An 18,505-nucleotide genomic window follows, 5' to 3' on the forward strand; every position below is an offset into this window, starting at 1 on the left:
TGCCGAGTGACCGGGAGGAAGACGAATGCTGATTCTTGCGGGGGATGTTGGGGGGACTTCCACGCGGCTCGCCTTTTTTGAAGCAGACAACACCGGGCTTGCAGTTGTGGCTGAGATGCATTACCCGAGCAGGCAGCATGGCAGCCTGGCGGAGATTGTCATGCTGTTCATTCAGGAACACAGATTGACGCCTGAACAGGCCTGCTTCGGCATTGCCGGTCCGGTACTTGATGGAAAAGTCATGACCCCCAATCTACCCTGGAGCATTGAGTCGGGCGATCTGGCCCGTGTTATCGGGCTTTCGAGCGTGAAGCTCATCAATGATCTGGATGCCAATGTCTATGGTATTGGAGTCTTGAAAGATGAAGACATGGCAGTTCTCAATCAGGGGAAATCAAACCCCAGCGGTACAATCGCCGTTATTTCAGCCGGGACCGGACTGGGAGAGGCGCTCGCCTACTGGGATGGCGCCTTTCATCGGCCGCTTCCCAGTGAGGCGGGGCACGCTGACTTTGCCCCGCGCTCCAAGATGGAGACCGAGCTTCTGATTTTTCTGCAAGCCGAGTATGGCCGGGTCAGTTACGAGCGGGTAGTCTCAGGTCCGGGCATAGTAAATATCTATCGTTTTTTACGGGATGAGCGACAGCTTTCCGAGACAACTGCTGTCGTTGATGCGATGCTCATGGTCGATCCTGCTCAAGCGATAACTACCGCCGCCATGAATGGCAGCTGTCCATTGTGCAGCACTACCATTGACCTCTTCATCAGTATATACGGGGCCGAGGCAGGCAACGCTGCACTGCGCTTTTTCGCTATCGGTGGCGTTTATATTGGTGGAGGTATCGCACCTCACATCATTGAGAAGCTGCAGGGACCTGATTTCATGAGCGCCTTCACGACCAAAGGGCGTCTAAGTCCCATTTTGGAATCGATTCCGGTAAAGGTCATACTCAATGATCGTGCCGCTCTGCTCGGGGCGGGACGCTGCGCATATCTCCAATCGTAGCCGGGTCATTCAGATATGTGCTAAATATATGAGGCTCTCAATGGCAGAAGAAATAGAGAGGAGTAGACCTTCAACGAGACCAGTGAACTCGGTCGGGATAAACCCGCGTCGGGTTACCTGCCGAGACGTCACGGGGAGACATTCTTGTCAGTGCCCTAATTTGTCTGTATTGGGGGACGTCTGCTGCGGTCTCGAACCATCAAACTTGAATTCTTTCGCAATACTTTCGCAGGTTGGACTGAACTTTAAAGAAATCCACTGTATTTATCTGGACGGATACCACAGGGGAGCCGGATTCATTTGATGGCGGAGCCGGCAGCTTCAGGGGGAGGTCTCCCTCCGCCCCTCTATCGCTTTTCAGAGTTGGTCTACCGGGTCTCATCCGACGGCATCTACGCCATCGACGAAGACAGCGCCGACAAGCCGACCCGCAACACCGTGCAGGCGGTGGCCAATGCTTATCCTCTGGTCCGGGAGGGTGGCGCGGGAGGGGAGCATTGAATGTGCCGAGATGCGTTAATACGTGGTTTGTGGGCGCGGGCGGATTCGGCCACCAGGGGAGGCAGAACGTTTCACAATGCCGGTAGTTCGAGGAGGTGATCGCTATGTACTGTTCCGTGTTTCGCCAGTATGGTCTCCACGGCAAGTCAAAATCATGCCGGAAGTGCGAAGACTGCCCCCGTCATCTGAAGCAGTGAGGGATACTCAACGGGCGTAGAGATGATTGCAGGGGTGAAGACAGAGGACGTCGTCGCCGAACAGTATGGCATGGGTGCAGGCCGGGAAGGATTCAGCCGCAATCCTGCGGTAAAACAGGTTGGTGTTCGGGGTTTTGACGGTCTGGCACTGGTTATGGTCTGGAAATGTTATGGTCATGCAGTAAGGCTAACATGACTATGTGTTATCGATGTGACTTTTGTGCAACGGTTGATTATAACGCTACGAAAAAACCGGACCGGAAAACCCCGATCCGGGTTTTTTCGTTGATGGGATGAAGTAGACCGGAAAATGAGCCAGGTGTCTGCGTTGGCCAGGGATGGTGCAGGGTTGAGCTTTCGGTATAATGAAGCATACCGTTTATTGTTGGGGAGCGGACATGTCAGTCTGTCCCCTTGAGGAACTGGACGGGACGATGCGGTACAGCGTGTCAAAGTCGGGAGAATGTTCCCATGGTAAACGTTAGCGTTAAAAACAGGACGCGCCGGTTCCTCCTGTTCCAGGGAATCCTCCCGGTCGACCGTGCCCAAGTGCCTGCCGATATCATTGCCGGCGTGACGCTGGCGGCCCTTGCCATTCCAGAAGTGATGGGCTACACGAAGATCTCCGGCACCCCGGTGATTACCGGCCTCTACACTATCCTGATCCCGATGGTCCTTTACGCCATTTTCGGATCATCCCGACACTTGGTGGTCGGAGCAGATTCGGCCACGGCTGCCATCCTTGCCTCAGGCATCGCCGGCCTGGCGATTCCCGCGTCGGGTGAGTGGCTTGCCCTGGCCGGTCTGCTGGCGCTCCTGGCGGCGGGGTTTCTGCTGCTGGCCCGAATCGTCCGCTTCGGTTTCCTGTCCGACTTCCTGTCACGCACGGTGCTGGTAGGTTTTCTGTCCGGGGTCGGTATGCAGGTTGCTACCGGAGAATTGGCCGGGATGCTCGATCTTCCCCCCGAGGGGCACAGTACCATCGGCAAACTGGTCTTTACCCTTCGAGAGATCCCCCATGCGAATCTAAACTCGCTCATCGTGGCAGTCTCCATCCTCGTGATCATAGTCGGATCACACCGCATTTCGAAGAAGATCCCGGGTCCCCTGATTGCGGTAAGCGGTGCCATTATCGCCAGTTGGGCACTTGACCTGAAAAGTTACGGGGTCCAGGTCATCGGTCCGGTACCGGGCGGCCTTCCGACGATTGCCCTGCCGGCAGTAAACTTCGACATGGCGCTGATTGAGAAGCTGGTCCCCACGGCCTTTGCAATGTTCGTGGTTATTCTTTCCCAGAGTGCCGCCACCTCACGAGCCTATGCCGTGCACTACAACGAGAGTTTCGACGAGAACGTCGATCTGGTGGGTCTGTGTCTGGCCAATATCGGCGCCGGCCTATCGGGAACCTTTGTCGTCAATGGCAGTCCAACCAAAACCCAGATGGTCGAAAGTGCGGGTGGGAAGAGCCAGCTCTCGCAGCTCACCACCAGTTTCATCGTGCTCATGGTGCTTCTCTTCTTCACTGCTCCGTTGGCCTATCTGCCGAAGGCGGTGCTTTCTGCGGTGGTTTTTCTGATTGGCCTCGAACTGGTCGACGTCAAGGGTATGAAGAAGATCTACGCGGAGCGGCCGTGGGAATTCTGGGTGGCATTGATTACGACGGCGGCGGTCGTTCTGGTTGGGGTCGAACAGAGCATCCTCTTGGCCATAGTCCTTTCGCTCGCGGTCCATACGAGGCATGGCTATCTCGTCAAGAATATGCTGATCGTTCCCGATCAAGCTCTCGGCTGGCGGCAGCGGCCGGTCGGGGACGGGGGGCAGGCCGCGCCCGGCCTGATGATCTATCGCTTCATGCACAGTATGTACTACGCCAACAGTCAGGTGCTCAGCGATGAGATCAGTGAACTTGTCAGAAGAGCCGATCCGCCATTGTCCTGGTTCTGCATTGATGCCGTTGCTGTAGACGATGTGGATTTCACGGCGGCCGAAACGCTGCGTATTATCTACTACAATCTAGCGAAGCACGGGGTCAGGCTCGTGATGTGCGGAGTCGTCGACGAAGTCCGTGCCGAATTCGACCGCTCCCGACTTACTGACCTGTTAGGCGCGGATGCAATTTTCCAGACTGTCGACGCCGTGAGGATCGCCTACGGTCAAAGAAACTCCAACTGCACCGTCAACATTTTAGGGGGCCGCCATGGGCAAGGACGCTGAATCTGACGAAATCAAATGGCTTTCGGACGTGGAAGATCACGACTACTCGGCAGCAGAGTCATACCTGCTTCTCTTGTACGGTGAAAATGAAGTCCGGAAAATCATTTCCGACCTGCGGAAAGCAGAAATCACCCAGTTCAAGGCAAAGGACATTTTCAGGGCGTCAGAGCTATCGTTACTCGGCATCAGCAACTCCCACGTCGATAAAGACCGCAAGAAAATCAAGGCAGGCACGCCGCTTTCTCCCTTGCTTCTGGTCCGGGACGAGAAGAAGGGCAAAGTTGTCATTGCAGACGGCTATCATCGTTTATGCGCAATCTACGGTTTCGATGAAGATGCCTGGATCAAGTGCAAAATCATTTAACAAACCCGGATCGGGGGGGCAATCCCGATCCGGGTTTTACCATTGAGGGAGAAAGGAAATGTCCTAAAATTGCCAAATCGAGCCCCAAATGGTAAGTTTTAGGACATTTCAAGTGATAGATGTCCTAAATTATCAACCGCTATAGCGGATAAATGTATATCAATCAAAGGGTTCAGTCAGTCATGCAGATACATTGGCAACATATATTATCGCCATACAACATCTTCCTGATGATGCTTCAGTTATTCGGTGGCAGGAGAGACTAAAAGGGGAATCCCAGATGCGGTTAGAGGCCATCTTTTTAGTGACCCCTAATATCTAGCCCTCGGTAGGCCAGTTGACCCGTGAGTTTAGAGGCATTCGGCAGACTATAAATGGGCCAGGGGGGAAGCCGGTAATCGAGTAATCATGGTTTCACCAAGGTCTCACTGGGCTCACGGAGGCCAATGCGTTCTGATGCAGTTAAATAAAACCGAAGCCGGATAGAAAATTGGAGTAATTAGTTGAAATTTTAGCGGATTTTATTTTATCGTTTAAAAGCTGAGCCTTTGATTGAGCTGGATTCGAATCCCGTTTCCCGCTCCATCTAACAATAAAGAATCCTTCGGGATTCCTTTTTTGTTGCCCCGACTTTCACCAAAACTTTCACTAAGAGAGTTTTAACTGAAGGCCGGGGCTTTGTTGTTCTGGCTCTAGCTGGAGATAAGAGCCGGGAACCATCGGGTAAATAGTGCCGGGGTATCCCAAGAGGTGGGGCGGTCGCTTTGCCCTAGTTTCCACGAAGTCCCGGCCGAAGTATTCCAGAATCTTCCAGAAGTCCTCCTCCAGTCCGTCGATGTAATCCCCGTAGACCTCATAGACCATTTTCTTGGAACCGTGGCCCATGAGCCGCACCAGCCGGTTGGGATCGATCCGCAAGGTAAGCGCCCAAGCCGCAAAGGAGTGGCGCATGGAGTAGGGCACCTTGTCGGTTATCCCGCTGGCTTTCGCCGCCTTGGTCCAGACATCTTTCAGGAAGTTCGCTGGACGAAACGTTCAGCGACATCAGAAAGGATAGCGGAGCAACCTTTCGGGGAGTGCCCAACCGCGTGCCGATTACCCTGCAGAAGGAATTTATGCACATACGGCACCTTGGTTCTCCTGCCGGACATCCCTGATCTGCCGTTTCCCGGTGCCGGTCGTGAACCAGCCGGCCCTGTCGAAGGTGATGCTCCCCAGCGTCAGCCCCCCCTGCCGGAACAGGGGATCGCTTGATTCGGCGCGCACAAGGGCGGCAACGGCCCCCCTGGCGACCTGTTCTTCCTGCCCCTCGCATGCCTGGAGACAGAGGTTGAGTTGATCCCGGCCGCCGTTATCGGCGATTTCGGCCGTAAAGTTCAGCAGTCCGGGAATCGGAAACAACGCCTCGTCCAGAGTTGCCATGGCGATGCTTGCCCCATCCCTGAGCCTCACGGTCGCCCCGATTCGTCCCTGCACCCTCCCGAGACGTTTCAGCACCGTGCCGCAGGGGCAGGATTCCGGCATCATCCTCGCCAGATCCCCGGTCCGGTACCTCACGAGCGGCATCCCGCTTCGGGTGAGGGTCGTGAAGACCACTTCCCCGAACTCGCCATCGGCTACCGGCCGGCCTGTGGCCGGGTCGACGATTTCCGTATACAGGTCGGCCTCGCGCAGATGGTAGCCGTCCCTTGCCTCACACTCCACGCCTCCCCCCAGCCCGGTTTCCGTCATGCCGTAGTGGGTGAAGACCCGGCAGCCCCAGTTCTGCTTCAGTTCCTCCACGATCGCCGTGGGCACGTAGTCCGTTGAAAGAAGGACGCTCTCCACCCAGCCCCGTGGAATCGCCTCGCCACCCTCACCACGGGCCAGAGAAAGAATCTGGGTCGGTATCCCCACCAGGCAAGGGGAGGGGTGGCGCATAATCTCCGCCCGTGCCGCTATCGGGTCCCGTACCGGGCCAAAGGTTACCGGCCTCACCCCCAGCCGTCTCAATCCCCGCGCCAGCAGGTCACCAACGCTGTCGGGTCGTTCGCCGGGCAGAAAGATGATGACGGTTGCCCCGGCAGCGACCATGGTCGCCATGCCGTGATGGAAGAAATCGACCGTCAGCTCCAGGTCTTCTGCCGTGAAAAATATCCGCTTTGCCTCGCCGCTGGTCCCTGAGGTTTGCAGGGTGACCACCCGTTCGATTTCGTCCTGGGAGGTGCAGAGCATCCGCATCCCCTGGGTTCTCACGTCGTCCGGCGTCGTGAAGGGGAGGCGGCTGAATGCCTGCAGATCCTTCACGTCCAGGTCATCGACTTCGGCGAGAAGGTTCCGGTAGAAGGGGCTCTTTGTCTGGGCATAGGTGACCACCTCCCGCAGTTTTCGTACTTGAAACGTCTCAAGGTCGCTCCGCGTTAGTGCCTGCGTGCCGGGCAGAAGCAGCTTGTCCCGTATCCACCCCTCCAGCGGCGTCCTATTCATCGCGGCACCCCTTTCTTCCATGCTTGTTTCACAGGTGGTAACGGAGTGGTCATTGACCTGTACCGCCCACGGTCGCCAGTATCGACTGGAGTTTCTCCATGGTTGCCAGCAGCAGGTCCGAGCAGGCCCGCTTGTCGGGGCTCGCCTTCAGGATCTCGTCGCAGTTGATCCCGCCGTACTCTTTTTCAGCCTTGACCGAGAACCAGTCCCACAATTCAGCCAGCAGCAGGGGAAACTCCGAGTCCTGCCTCTCCCGCTCCCTCGAACCATCCAGTGCCAGTGACAACGCGCATGACGCACCGGTGAGCACCCCGCAGGTGACGCCGGCGTAAAAACCGTTGCAGAGGGCCGCCATCGACCTGACCAGGTCCGGGTTGTCTCGACCCAGGTCGCGCAACACCAGCTTGACCACGATCTGGCTGCAACAGAGCCCTTGATGCTTCATGAGCAAAATGTCGAGATAGGGGCCATCGAAGGTGATCGTGTTCACTGACTGGTCGTTCATGGTGTTGTTCTCCAGGTGAATCTTTTTTTGGCCTGTTGTCATTCTTGGGCAGACAAGGCACCTTACAGATATTTGCACACTAAGCGAGAATTTTTTGTTTGACAAGTAAAATAGTAATGTAGTACTAATTTACGCAAATAAGCGTGAGCTTATGGTGGAGTTGTAGTAACAGGGTGCGGCAGATGCTTTGCACCGCGAAAATTTAAAACCGTCTCCGAGCTGCGGCGCCTAAAGGGAACATCCCCAGGGCGGTCCGGCCTATGGGTATCGCTGGAAACGGCGTTGCCTTCCTTATGCAAAGGGGACCCAGCGACGCGGAGGTATGTCCGCGACGTTCAGGGGCCTTTCTATCCAGGAGAGCGCCCCTTTTGTTTTTTCCCTCCGAGGCTCTAGTGCGGGCTGTCGGCGGGAAGCGGGACTTGAAAAAATTTAAAACCGTCTCCGAGCCGCGGCGCCTAAAGGGAACATCCCCAGGGCGGTCCGGCCTATGGGTATCGCTGGAAACGGCGTTGCCTTCCTTATGCAAAGGGGACCCAGCGACGCGGAGGTATGTCCGCGACGTTCAGGGGCCTTTCTATCCAGAGAGCGCCCCTTTTGTTTTTTTTGCGGGATAGACCGCGTACCAACGTGTCCGGTGTGATGATGCCGGATTACGACAACAAGTGGTGAGAGGAGGAGGATATGAAATACGAAGAGGTCGGATGTTATCTGGAAATCAATCTGGCAACGGGAACTATCGAACGGGTGGCGCTGGAACCCGAGGTGATGAGAGAGCATCTGGGACGTCCCGGGGCCTGCATCGGGGAAGCGTGCGGGGGATTCTGCCAGCATTCGCTACAGACCTGCCTCCGCATAGAAAATTAGACACAGGGTGTACATCGGGAAAAAGGAGGAAAAATGAGATACGCAGAGGCAGGATATTATCTGGAAGTCGACCTGGCGAAGGGGAACATCGAACGGGTCGCAACCGATCCCAGGCTGATGGAGCTCCATCTCGGGGGGTTGGGAACAAGCGTCAAGCTCCACTGGGACAGGGTACCGCCGGAAACCAGGGCATTCGATCCCGAAAATCTGCTGGTATTTAGTACCGGCCTGCTGAACGGCACGCCGGTGTTTAGCGCCAACCGCACCGTTGTTTCTTTCATTTCGCCCCAATCGGGCACGCTGGCCTATCCGATGATGGGGGGGTTTTTCGCGGCCGAGCTGAAGTATGCCGGCTACGACAAGATCATCTTCAAGAACAAGTCGCCCGACTGGGTCTATCTGTACGTCTCCAATAACAAGGTGGAGCTGCGTGATGCGTCGCATCTGAAGGGGAGGGGGGCGGTTGAGACCCAGGAACTCATCCGGAAGGAGCTGAACGATCCGAAAGCCCAGGTGGCTGCCATCGGTATCGCCGGTGAGAACCGGGTCTTTACGGCTTCCATTGAGCAATCCCGCTCAAGCGCCAGCCGACTCGGCGGCGGCGCGATCATGGGCGACAAGAAGATCAAGGCCGTGGCTGTCCGCGGCACCGGCGATGTCTTCCTTGCCCGGCCGGAAGAGTTCATGAAAGAGTTGCAGGGGGTGACGGATTATATCAAGTACCGATGGGCCAACCCCATTAAGGACGTCATGACCATCCTTTCCGGCATCGGGTCGCCCCAGGAGATGCTCCATACCGATGAAAAATGGCATACGGAGAACTTCGCCTGGGGCAATGCCCGGACCCGGAGAAGGGACTTCTGGACCGAAGAGATCGACGAGTCATGGTCAAAGTCACAGCATGGCGCAGTAAAGCGTCTGATCAGCTGTTACAACTGTCCGACCCATTGCGGGGCGCTTATTTCCCACAAGGATACCCCACGGTATATGGCGAAATGCTTCGGCAAGCTCACCTATGCCATGGCGGCTTATGTGGATGACCTTGATTTCTCCTGGAAGATCCTCCAGCGCGCCACCGAGTACGGGGTTGATTCCTTCTCGACGCCCCAGATTCTTGCCTTTGCCGTTGAGCTCTATGAAGCCGGCATTCTCACTGACAAGGACTTCAAGGGGTGTCCGTCCGACAAGGAAGGGAGATTCTTCTGGCTCCTCGACCGGGTCGCACGTCGTGAGGGGATTGGCGATATCCTGGCCGACGGCGTCTATTTCGCAGCCCGCAAGATCGGCAACGGTGCGGAAGCCTTCGATCACAACACCATCAAGAAGCACGAGCAGCTCCCGGTCAAGCTCGGGACCCTGGATCCGCTCTATTTCCTCATGTATTCCACCAACGAGAAGATCAGCATCACCCAGATGGAAGGACAGTGGCCCCAATCGGCCTTCCCAACCATGGAGCAGCGGGAGGAATTCGTCCGCGACTGGCCCCAGATTCCCGACGAAAAGTTCAAGCAGATCGTGCTGGACTGGGAACTGAGGGGGGAGAAGTCGATTCCCTACTTCCCGACACCGGACATGTGCTCTGAAATCGTGGACTGGATGGAGATGATGCACAACATCGATGACGCCGTGGGGATGTGCTGCGGCATGTCGTCCTTCTGCCTGAAGCCGCCCTATCACATCCACAACTACCCGAAAATAATCTCCGCGGCTACCGGCCTGGATCTGGACGAGTCAGGGCTGAAGCAGATTGCCAACAGGAGCCGGAACCTGCACCGAGCCTACAACAACAGGCTGGGTATCAGGAGAGTTGACGAAAAGCCGCCCGCTGACCACTGGAAGAAACGCTTCCCCGAACTGGAAGAGCAGCTTCTTTCCACCTATTACACGTACAAGGGATGGAACCACGACGGCATTCCCACACGGGAAAAGCTGGAAGAACTGGACCTGGGCTATGTCGCCGACGACCTGGAAAAGAGGGGGATCTTGAAAAATGGCCAAAATTAAACGGAAAGTCAGGACGATCACGGTTGATGCCGACAAGTGCAACGGCTGCCGGACCTGCGAAATCATGTGCTCCGCCTTCCACGCGGTTCCGCCGTACAGCAGCAACAACCCGGCACGGTCGCGCATCCAGGTCATCACCAACCGTCTCGAGGACATCTGGATGCCGGTCTTTGCCGGCGAGTACACCGAATCCGAGTGCATGGGGCGGAACAAGTACATCATCGACGGCAAGGAATACAACGAGTGCGACTCCTGCCGTGCCGCCTGCCCCTCCCGGGACCTCTTCAAGGAACCGGATTCGGGTCTGCCCCTGAAATGCGACATGTGCGACGGCGAAGACGAGCCGGTATGTGTCAAGTGGTGCCTGGTCGATGCCCTGGTCTACGAAGAACGGGAAGTGGAAGTGGATGAGAAGGATATACAAACGACGGTGACCGAGATGGAGGTCGGTCTGGAATCGCTGGTGCGAAAACATGGTTTCGACAAGGTAATGGATACGGTTGCCCGAATGTCGAAGAAGTGATACTACTTCCGGGCGCAAGAACGGGTAGCATGATAGTCCCCCCGGCCCTGCCGGGGGGACCACAACATGCGTCCATCATGGAAGCTGAACGGATTGTGGAGAAGGTGAGATGCCAGACTCAGAGGAAACCCTCCGGATTATTCTTGATAACATAACTCCGCTCGGAGTGGAGCGTGTCGACCTGCAGTCCGCCCTGGGGAGGGTCCTGGCCAGGGATGTGGCGGCACCGTGGGATTTGCCGCTTTTCGACAATTCGGCGAGGGACGGATTCGCCCTAAGAAGTGCGGACTGCACGGGCGAGGGGACCACCCTACGGATTACCGGCTTTATTCCGGCCGGATGCAATGTGTCGGAGCCGGTTCTGGGGGGGTGCGCCGTCCGGATCATGACCGGTGCACCTGTCCCCCACAACTGCGATGCGGTGGTGCCGGGGGAGGATACCCTGGAGACGGACGGCATGGTGACGGTCATGGCGCCGGTCCGTCGCCGGCAGCATATCCGCTTCCGGGGTGAGGATCTGACAGGCGGCGACCTGGTGCTGACGGAGGGGACGGTCATTCAGGCGCAGGAGATAGGCTTGCTGGCCTCATTCGGCCAAGCGGTGGTGCCGGTCTACCGGAAGGCGCGGGTGGCGGTGCTCTCCACCGGCGATGAGTTGATCGAACTGGGAGAGCATCCGTCAAACGGACGCATCATCAACAGCAATGCCCAGTATCTGGCTGCGGCTCTCAGGGAGATCGGCGCCGAGCCGATTCTCCTCTGCATAGGTCGTGACAACCGGGAAAGCCTGAAAGAGCAGCTTCAGACGGGACTGAAGGCCGATGCGCTGATCACTACGGCCGGCGTCTCGGCAGGAGCCCGGGACCTCGTGCGGGATGTGCTGGTTGAGGTGGGGGTCAGGCAGATGCTCGGAAAGATTGACATGAAGTCGGGCGGACCCAAGGCCTTCGGCATGAAGGACGGGATCCCGGTCTTCTCCCTTCCCGGCAATCCGTTGTCGACCATGGTCACGTTCGAGGAATTCGTCAGACCGGGGCTGCTCAGGCTGATGGGGCATCGCCGGACGGTCAGGCCGAACCTCAAGGCACGGCTGCGGGAAGATATCCGCAAGGAGCCCGGCCGGGTCCATTGCCAGTCGGTCCGGGTAGAAGCGGAGAACGGCCGCTACATGGCCACCACGGTCGGAAACCACAAGGCGTGCCGGCTGAGTACCATCCAACGGGCCAATGCCATTGTCATCCTCCCCGAAGGACCGTCGGTGGTGGCGGCAGGGGAAGAGGTGGAGGTACATCTGCTGCGCGGTGACCTGGTCCTGCTGGAAGAACCGAACCTCACTGCCGGTTGCGTACCTGATGACCGTGTGTCGGAAGAGGGGGAGACCTTCGAGAGAAGGGTGCGGGTGGCAACCCGTTAGGGAAGGGGGCAGATATCATGCGACAGGATGGGGGACCGCCAGATGAACGCGTATGAGCAGATCAGTTTGCAGATACCCGGGGAGGTCGAGCGTCTCATGGAGGACCGCTCGATCCTGAGGGAGGATGCGCAGAAGGTCATCCTTCATGCCGAGACCACCAGCAGGAAGCTGCTCAACTCTGCCACCGGCCATTTTCTCGCCTTCCATCGCCCCAAAGCGGTCACCTACTGGGCAGAGTATGTCCGGACCGGTGATGACTATCGGCTGGTCACCGCGTATTCCCACCGGATGGCGATGAAGTCCAGCGGGAGCACGCAGGAGTGGGTAAAATCCGGCAGCGGCAGCGAATGGCTCTGCAATCAGTGCCAGGCCCCCCTGGAGGAGCAAACTGTCAGGCTCCAGTACATGCAGTCCATATTTCCCATCACTCTTCCGGCCTGCTCCGGGTGCGGCTTCATCCTTGTCACTGAGGAGTTGGCAACCGGGAAGCTGGCCGCGGCAGAACAGGCGCTGGAAGACAAGTAACTTTCCGGCGGCACGGTGAACCGATGAACGGTACCGCACTCAACTGGTTGGAGCTCTGTCGCACCGTGGGTCCGTGCCTACGGCCAGGGGGGACCGCGCTTACAGACCGGGCACTGGAGGTCTGCAACCTTTCCGCCGATTCCCTGATTGCCGATGTCGGCTGCGGTGCCGGCGGAACCCTGTATCACCTGGAACGGACCGGTTTCCGCCGCCTGGTGGGGCTCGACCCGTCGGAGCCCCTTCTCGGGGGTACCGCCCCCCGCCTCGAAACGGCCCGCCTTATCCGGGGGGAGGCTGCAACGATCCCCCTCCGGAGCGCCACCGTCGATCTCCTTCTGTGTGAATGCGTCCTTTCCGTCCTCCCTGACCGGTCGGCTCCCCTCCGGGAGTTTGCGCGGGTCGTGAAGGACGGCGGGTATCTGGTAGTGAGCGACGTTTTCAGCACGGCTGGAGACAATGGGGCAGAACAGGCCGGTGGGCTTCTCACCCGCGAGAAACTCCTTGACGCGGTGGCCGGCAATGGCTTCACTCTCCTTCGGTGGGAAACCCACGACCGTTTGCTGAAGGAATTCGCGGTCCGCATGATCCTGGCCGGCGAATGCCTGCCGGATGCGTGGAAGGGTGGTACGGAGAGGAAAGGGGAGGCGGCCCGTGGGGGCCTCGGCTATTTCCTCATGGTGGCCCGAAAGGCTGAAGACCCGCTTCCGTAACAGATAAAGGATAGTGTCATGGAAACAGTGAATCTGGGTGAAACCGAAAGCATCTGCCCCGTCTGCCTGAAAAGGATAGCGGCGACACGACAAGTGCTGGGTGACGAGGTCTTCCAGGTCAAGGAGTGCGACGAGCACGGTTCGTTCAGGACCCTTATCTGGCGCGGAAAGCCGTCACTGGCCGAGTGGCGGAGACCGAAGCCGCCCGTCCACCCCGAGCTCTGCTACGGGACCGTCGAGCAGGGGTGCCCGTTCGACTGCGGCCTCTGCAGTGCCCATGCACAGATGCCCTGTTCGGTGCTACTGGAGGTGACTGACCGGTGCAACCTGCAGTGCGCCGTCTGTTTTGCCGATTCCGGCCGAAAGGATTCCGTGGATACCTCCCTGGACAGGATCACCTGGCTGCTAGAACGGGCCATGGCAGCGGCTGGGCCGTGCAATCTCCAGTTGTCCGGCGGAGAGCCCACACTGCGGGACGATCTGCCGGAGATCGTGGCAGCGGCGCGGCGGATCGGTTTTTCCTTTATCCAGCTCAATACCAACGGCCTGCGCCTTGCCGCCGACGGGAATTATGCCGCCCGGTTGCGGTCGGCGGGGCTTTCGGCAGTCTTTCTCCAGTTCGACGGGGTCGACGACGGCATCTACCGCACCTTGAGGGGAAGTCCGCTTCTGGAGCAGAAGCTCCGGGCCGTCAGGCATGCCGGCGAGGCCGGCCTCGGCGTGATCCTGGTCCCGACAATCGTGAGCGGAGTGAACAGCCATGCCGTCGGCGCCATCGTGCGGCAGGCCCTTCAATTGGCCCCAATCGTGCGGGGGATTCACTTCCAGCCTGTCAGCTATTTTGGCCGTTTCCCTGAGCAGGGCTGCGGCAACCGCTTCACTTTACCCGAACTGATGGGGTGTCTCGAAGAGCAGACCGACGGACTGCTCAGGCTAGCCGATTTCTCTCCTCCCGGCGGGGAACATGCCCACTGTTCCTTTCACGCCACATATCTCTACTCGGCCGACGGCGGGCTGCGCTCCCTCGGGGCGATGGGGGGCGATTCCTGCTGCACGACCAACTGTGGCAGCGGGGGAATCAGGAGGACCGTGGATACCGTGTCGCGCCGCTGGAAGCTTCCCTCAGCCGCATCATGCTGCGGCAATCCCAGAGAATCGGAGCAGACCGATTGTTGTGAGTCGGGCAGATCAAACCCGGTCCGGGTCGAAGGGGCCATTGATCTGGATAGCTTTCTCAGGGATGTCGCCACCAGGAGTTTCACCATCTCTGCCATGGCATTTCAGGATGCGGAAAACCTGGATCTGGAGCGCCTCAGGGGGTGCTGCATATCGGTTGTGTCTCCCGATGGCCTGCTGGTGCCATTCTGTGCCTATAACCTGACCAGCAGGGACGGAAGGAGCCTTTACCGCCGATGACCTGGCACGGCGGCAATTACCTCATGGTTTACGTCCCATAAGATATATTATGTAAAGTACGCCATACGGCGGTTTTCCGGCCTTTTCCGTCTTGTTTCGGTTGTTCATCCTCGCCTGAACGGTGTTTTGTTTGCTGCTTCTCCGGTGCCGTTGCTCCCTCTCTCGGGGGTGTTCGGTGAACGGGTATCAAGTTGATTTTCTCTCCTTCACGCTCCCTTACGGTCATCTGCCGGAAGCGTTCAAACTCCTTCACGGTTTCGACCTTAAGTCAAAAGAGAAAGGTCTTTATGGCTATCTCTTTTCCTACGTTGCCCCCGGTTGTACCGTTCTTTATTCCCCTGACCGCCCCGATGTCCATGTCCAACTCTCTGGCCGTGGCTGCGATATGTTTGACGTCCTGTCCCTCCCCGACCATGCGAAAGTGACCCGCCTTGATATCGCCTTTGATTCCTTTGACGGTGCTTACACTGTTGAGGATGTCCGGGGGTGTCTTCTACGGGGTGCATTCGGCGGAACGGCACGGCATATCACTGGATTTGTGGGGTTTACTCGGGAGGCTCCGGGCCAGACTCTCTATGTCGGTTCTCCCAAAAGTGACGCCCGACTTCGAATATACGATAAAGCCAGTGAGCAAGGCATTGCTCCGGGACAGCGGGAGGGGTACGCCGATTGGACCCGTTTTGAACTGCAACTTAGGGGGGACGTTGCAAAAGTCGCCTACTCGCAACTTTTGAAATATGCGGAAGGTATTGGCCTGGTCGCTTCTCTGGCTTCCCTCTTCGCTTCCTATATCCGCCCTATGTTCTACGTTGCTTCATCTGCTGAGTCAGTGGCAAAGACGCGTCACAATAAAAAGAAGTCTGTCGCTTGTCCTCTCTGGCTTGCCATGTTTTCGAGGTTTGATGATAAGCGCCCCAAGTTGGTGCGGAAAAATCCCGACCTTGGAAACCTGTTCCGGTACTGTCTCGGCGCTGCCGCAGCAATGAAAGTTCTTCGGATTGCCGTGAGTGGCTTCGACACTGTCTTCGAAGAAGCGATAGAAGAAGCCGCCTTCAAGCTCAAGCATGAAGCTTTACTGATAGATTGCTGCGAAACCGATTACAACGATATGTTTGAGCATGGGTACAACCCTGCTCCATTATGCCACTAAGAAAGGGGCTTTATTATGATTGCAAAAATTACTGGTCTGTGTCTTGAAGTTCACGAAAAGCACGGGAAGAAAGATGGTGTTGTTTTTCACAACTTGATTGTCTTCGAGTTTGGCCTCGACTATCCCGAAGTTCGCCGCATTGGCCTGAAACAGGAGCAGGTTGGCTATGTAAAGTCGCTCTGTGGAAAGATGGTTGAAATTGAGGTCAATGTGTCTAAGTTTCAAGAGCGTACTTCGCTGTACTTCGTTCAGGCTGTTCCCGTCGATAAAAAGGCCGTTGCATGACTCCGGAGCAGCTACAGCCAGTCATTGATGCAATAAACTCTGGTGCTGCTGTTGTCTCCGGTTTCATCTGTGCTCTGATTTTTGCCGTTACGTGGAAGGGGTAAGTATATGAATGCAGACTTCTTTGCTGCTCTTTCAATCGGTATGGGTGTCTGGCTCTTTGCCTATGGCTTGAATCGTGTTTGGCTCATGTTCAAAAATCTTGTATCCTGACGGTTCCGGGCCGTCAGGCTATCACGCCCCACAGGGGCTAAAACTCACATTGGAGGTTTCATCATGTCGAAAAAGTTCCTTGCTGTCGTTGGTTCTGCCGTTGCCGTTGCTGCTTCTGCCTCTGCCGCTCTTGCAACTCCTGTTCTTGACTTCACCGCCGTTGGTACTGCTGTAACTGGTGAACTGACCCCCGCTATTGCTGCGGCAATGCCTATCGCTGGCATTGTTCTTGCCGCTGGTATCGGGTGGAAGCTGTACAAGCGTTTCACCAAGTAAAACCGCCCTGCGGTTTTAAGGGGGCTTCGGCCCCCTTTTTTTTTGTATCTGACGGGGGGGGGGGGTGGTGGCATGTTTAAAGGTCTGCGCTTAATTGCTGTTTCGTTGGTTGCTCTCTGTACGTTTCTTGTTTATGACACAAAAAACGCTGTTGCTATAGTTGACCCTATTACTATTAGTGTGGCTGCTGCTGCTTTGGCGTCATCTGTTATCGTTGGTGGTGCTTATGTCTATGCAAAGCGTTATTACCGTGAGAATGGCGGTTCTCGTGTTGCTTCTGGCACTAAAGTTACGCCGTCTGGTACTATCGCGCGCGATATGACTATCTCTTATATCGCTCTAGGTGCCTCTACTGTCAATACTATTACTCGTAATGTTACCGCTACAATATCTCAGTCTGCTGTTGCCTCTGTTGTAAAAGCTAATCCGTCTCGTTATCCTAAGCTTTATGCTGCTTCTGTTCGTTCTGACTATATTTCTGAAACTTCGACAAATTGGGCCAGTCCTTCCTCTGTTGTGGGGTCTACCATTTATGTATCGTCTGGTAATTATTATCCTACTGCTGCGGGTAAGGCTTTCCGCGTTACTGGGCTTAAACAGGGCACAACTTATTCTACGTATAATGGTACCCCATCTTTTAATTATGCTGCTGCGTTTGAGTCTCCTAACGTTTTGTATATAACGTCTATTACTGGCGGGGCTTCACCTTATTCTTGGAAACAGATACAGTATTATGTTACTCAGGTTACCGGAACTGCTCCCCTTGTTGACAGTACGGTCCCACAGTATTCTCAGTCGCTTGCTAATGTTTCCTCTCCTCTCTCTGCTCCTGTCAATGTTTATTCTGATTACTATGGTGAGATTGATGACTTCATAAAGTCAAACCCCAATGTTATGCAGTATGCTGATACTGATGACTCTGGCTACGCGGATGGTGCGCCTCCTTTTGTCCTTCCCGTTCCTCCTACTATGGCTCAGCTTGACGCTGCTCAGTCTGCACAAGATGCTGACGCAAAGTCTTCTGCTTCCGTCGCTGCTGCTCGTGATGCTGCTACGTCTGCCCGTACTGCTGCAACTAATGCTCGTGCTCGTGCTGACGCTACTGGCGACCCTAATGATATTCGCGCGGCTGAAGCTGCCGAGGCTGCCGCTGCTGCTGCTGAAGCGAATCTTGCAAAGGTTGAAGCTGATACCGCTACGAAAACCGCCGATGCTGCAAAAGACAAAGCCGATGAAGAGTCTATTCCTGACTCTTCTCCTGACGCTCTAAAGACTTTTGATTGGTCAAAGCTCTCTCAGCTGAAAGGTGCTCTTGCTAATGCGTGGCCGTTTAGTCTCTTGTCTGGTGTTGTTGACAAACTTAGTGTCTTGGTCCGTGAGCCACAGGCCCCTGTCTTTGACTTGCCTATTTATGGCGCTAATACTTTGCGTGTTGATTTGTCTATTTTTGACCCTGTTGCCGCTGTTTGTCGGTGGGCAATAGGTTTGCTTCTATCTGTTGGTTGCGTGTGGTATCTTGTTGAGTTTTGGCGTGGGAGGTAATTATGATTGCTAAGTTTGCAGCTTTTCTTTCTGGCCTTTTCCGTAACGGCTTAACGTGGCTTTATAATGTCCTTATTGACTTGTTGCAGTCCGTTTTTAATGGCTTCTGCGATTTCGCCGTCTCTGTTGTTTCTCTTTTCCCTTCTGGTTCTTCGGTTCCTGACAGTCCTCATAGTGTCGTCGGCCCGGTCCTTGACTTTTTCTTGACCGCTCTCAATTGGCTGTTTCCGGTGTCGTATGTTGTCACGGTTGTTGGTTTCCTTGTCGCCGGTATGCTGGCTTATTTCGTTATTGCCCCCCTTGCTCGGTGGGTAAAACTCTTAACTTGAT

General features: G+C 56.2%; 20 protein-coding genes and 2 riboswitches. Of the genes, 16 read left to right on the plus strand and 4 right to left on the minus strand.

The genetic code is table 11. From position 1 onward, the window contains the following. Positions 1-25 precede the first annotated feature (25 nt). Positions 26-1,006, plus strand: coding sequence for a glucokinase (gene glk / locus KJB29_RS04080; RefSeq protein WP_215733504.1), 981 nt, complete (start codon positions 26-28; stop codon positions 1,004-1,006). A gap of 303 nt (positions 1,007-1,309) precedes the next feature. Then, a complete protein-coding gene (locus KJB29_RS04085; RefSeq protein WP_246560340.1) occupies positions 1,310-1,507 on the plus strand; it encodes a hypothetical protein in 198 nt (65 codons plus the stop codon). Between the two features lie 204 nt (positions 1,508-1,711). Here KJB29_RS04085 and KJB29_RS04090 read toward each other — a convergent pair whose 3' ends face one another. After that, complete coding sequence (locus KJB29_RS04090; RefSeq protein ID WP_215733505.1) at positions 1,712-1,882, minus strand: hypothetical protein; 171 nt, start codon at positions 1,880-1,882, stop codon at positions 1,712-1,714. Between the two features lie 293 nt (positions 1,883-2,175). Between KJB29_RS04090 and KJB29_RS04095 the strand changes: the two genes are divergently transcribed. Both KJB29_RS04095 and KJB29_RS04100 read left to right on the plus strand, forming a co-directional pair. Further along, the gene (locus KJB29_RS04095) at positions 2,176-3,918 is read left to right on the plus strand and encodes a SulP family inorganic anion transporter (RefSeq protein WP_215733506.1); all 1,743 of its coding nucleotides are present in this window, start codon (positions 2,176-2,178) and stop codon (positions 3,916-3,918) included. Next, a complete protein-coding gene (locus KJB29_RS04100) occupies positions 3,902-4,282 on the plus strand; it encodes a hypothetical protein (RefSeq protein ID WP_215733507.1) in 381 nt (126 codons plus the stop codon). The genes KJB29_RS04095 and KJB29_RS04100 overlap by 17 nt, the downstream gene beginning before the upstream one ends. A gap of 648 nt (positions 4,283-4,930) precedes the next feature. Here the strand turns inward: KJB29_RS04100 and KJB29_RS04105 are convergent. The 3 genes from KJB29_RS04105 to KJB29_RS04115 form a co-directional block, all read right to left on the minus strand. Continuing rightward, positions 4,931-5,245 carry a site-specific integrase gene (locus KJB29_RS04105; RefSeq protein ID WP_246560342.1) on the minus strand — a complete coding sequence of 105 codons (315 nt, stop codon included), beginning with the start codon at positions 5,243-5,245 and terminating at the stop codon, positions 4,931-4,933. Between the two features lie 150 nt (positions 5,246-5,395). Then, positions 5,396-6,748, minus strand: coding sequence for a DVU_1553 family AMP-dependent CoA ligase (locus KJB29_RS04110; RefSeq protein WP_215733508.1), 1,353 nt, complete (start codon positions 6,746-6,748; stop codon positions 5,396-5,398). A 49-nt stretch (positions 6,749-6,797) separates the two neighbouring features. Continuing rightward, positions 6,798-7,253 carry a DVU_1555 family C-GCAxxG-C-C protein gene (locus KJB29_RS04115; protein WP_215733509.1) on the minus strand — a complete coding sequence of 152 codons (456 nt, stop codon included), beginning with the start codon at positions 7,251-7,253 and terminating at the stop codon, positions 6,798-6,800. Positions 7,254-7,453: 200 nt separating this feature from the next. Next, a riboswitch (molybdenum cofactor riboswitch) is annotated at positions 7,454-7,573 on the plus strand. Between the two features lie 107 nt (positions 7,574-7,680). After that, positions 7,681-7,800, plus strand: a riboswitch (molybdenum cofactor riboswitch). Positions 7,801-7,934: 134 nt separating this feature from the next. On the opposite strand from KJB29_RS04115, the gene KJB29_RS04120 reads away from it, so the two are divergent. From KJB29_RS04120 to KJB29_RS04175, 12 genes are all read left to right on the plus strand, one after another. Continuing rightward, a complete protein-coding gene (locus KJB29_RS04120; protein ID WP_215733510.1) occupies positions 7,935-8,117 on the plus strand; it encodes a ferredoxin in 183 nt (60 codons plus the stop codon). A 33-nt stretch (positions 8,118-8,150) separates the two neighbouring features. After that, entirely contained in the window at positions 8,151-10,121 is a 1,971-nt protein-coding gene (locus tag KJB29_RS04125) for an aldehyde ferredoxin oxidoreductase C-terminal domain-containing protein (protein ID WP_004512044.1), read from the plus strand. Continuing rightward, on the plus strand, positions 10,108-10,644 hold the full coding sequence (locus KJB29_RS04130; RefSeq protein ID WP_215733511.1) for a 4Fe-4S dicluster domain-containing protein: 537 nt from the start codon (positions 10,108-10,110) through the stop codon (positions 10,642-10,644). The genes KJB29_RS04125 and KJB29_RS04130 overlap by 14 nt, the downstream gene beginning before the upstream one ends. Before the next feature lie 109 nt (positions 10,645-10,753). Then, entirely contained in the window at positions 10,754-12,058 is a 1,305-nt protein-coding gene (locus KJB29_RS04135) for a molybdopterin molybdotransferase MoeA (protein WP_215733512.1), read from the plus strand. 42 nt (positions 12,059-12,100) lie between these two features. Further along, a complete protein-coding gene (locus KJB29_RS04140) occupies positions 12,101-12,583 on the plus strand; it encodes a DVU_1557 family redox protein (RefSeq protein WP_215733513.1) in 483 nt (160 codons plus the stop codon). A 23-nt stretch (positions 12,584-12,606) separates the two neighbouring features. Then, complete coding sequence (trsM, locus tag KJB29_RS04145) at positions 12,607-13,293, plus strand: DVU_1556 family methyltransferase (protein ID WP_215733514.1); 687 nt, start codon at positions 12,607-12,609, stop codon at positions 13,291-13,293. A gap of 18 nt (positions 13,294-13,311) precedes the next feature. Then, positions 13,312-14,709 carry a radical SAM (seleno)protein TrsS gene (gene trsS, locus KJB29_RS04150; protein WP_215733515.1) on the plus strand — a complete coding sequence of 466 codons (1,398 nt, stop codon included), beginning with the start codon at positions 13,312-13,314 and terminating at the stop codon, positions 14,707-14,709. 175 nt (positions 14,710-14,884) lie between these two features. Next, positions 14,885-15,859, plus strand: coding sequence for a replication initiation factor domain-containing protein (locus KJB29_RS04155; RefSeq protein ID WP_215733516.1), 975 nt, complete (start codon positions 14,885-14,887; stop codon positions 15,857-15,859). Positions 15,860-15,874: 15 nt separating this feature from the next. After that, complete coding sequence (locus KJB29_RS04160; RefSeq protein WP_215733517.1) at positions 15,875-16,144, plus strand: hypothetical protein; 270 nt, start codon at positions 15,875-15,877, stop codon at positions 16,142-16,144. 276 nt (positions 16,145-16,420) lie between these two features. Further along, a complete protein-coding gene (locus tag KJB29_RS04165) occupies positions 16,421-16,633 on the plus strand; it encodes a major coat protein (protein WP_215733518.1) in 213 nt (70 codons plus the stop codon). Between the two features lie 72 nt (positions 16,634-16,705). Continuing rightward, positions 16,706-18,175 (plus strand): hypothetical protein, encoded by a 1,470-nt coding sequence (locus tag KJB29_RS04170; protein WP_215733519.1) that lies wholly within the window; start codon positions 16,706-16,708, stop codon positions 18,173-18,175. 2 nt (positions 18,176-18,177) lie between these two features. Further along, the gene (locus KJB29_RS04175; RefSeq protein WP_215733520.1) at positions 18,178-18,504 is read left to right on the plus strand and encodes a hypothetical protein; all 327 of its coding nucleotides are present in this window, start codon (positions 18,178-18,180) and stop codon (positions 18,502-18,504) included. The last annotated feature ends 1 nt before the right edge of the window (position 18,505 follow it).

This window comes from Geobacter grbiciae (genome assembly GCF_018531165.1).
Taxonomy (GTDB): domain Bacteria; phylum Desulfobacterota; class Desulfuromonadia; order Geobacterales; family Geobacteraceae; genus Geobacter; species Geobacter metallireducens.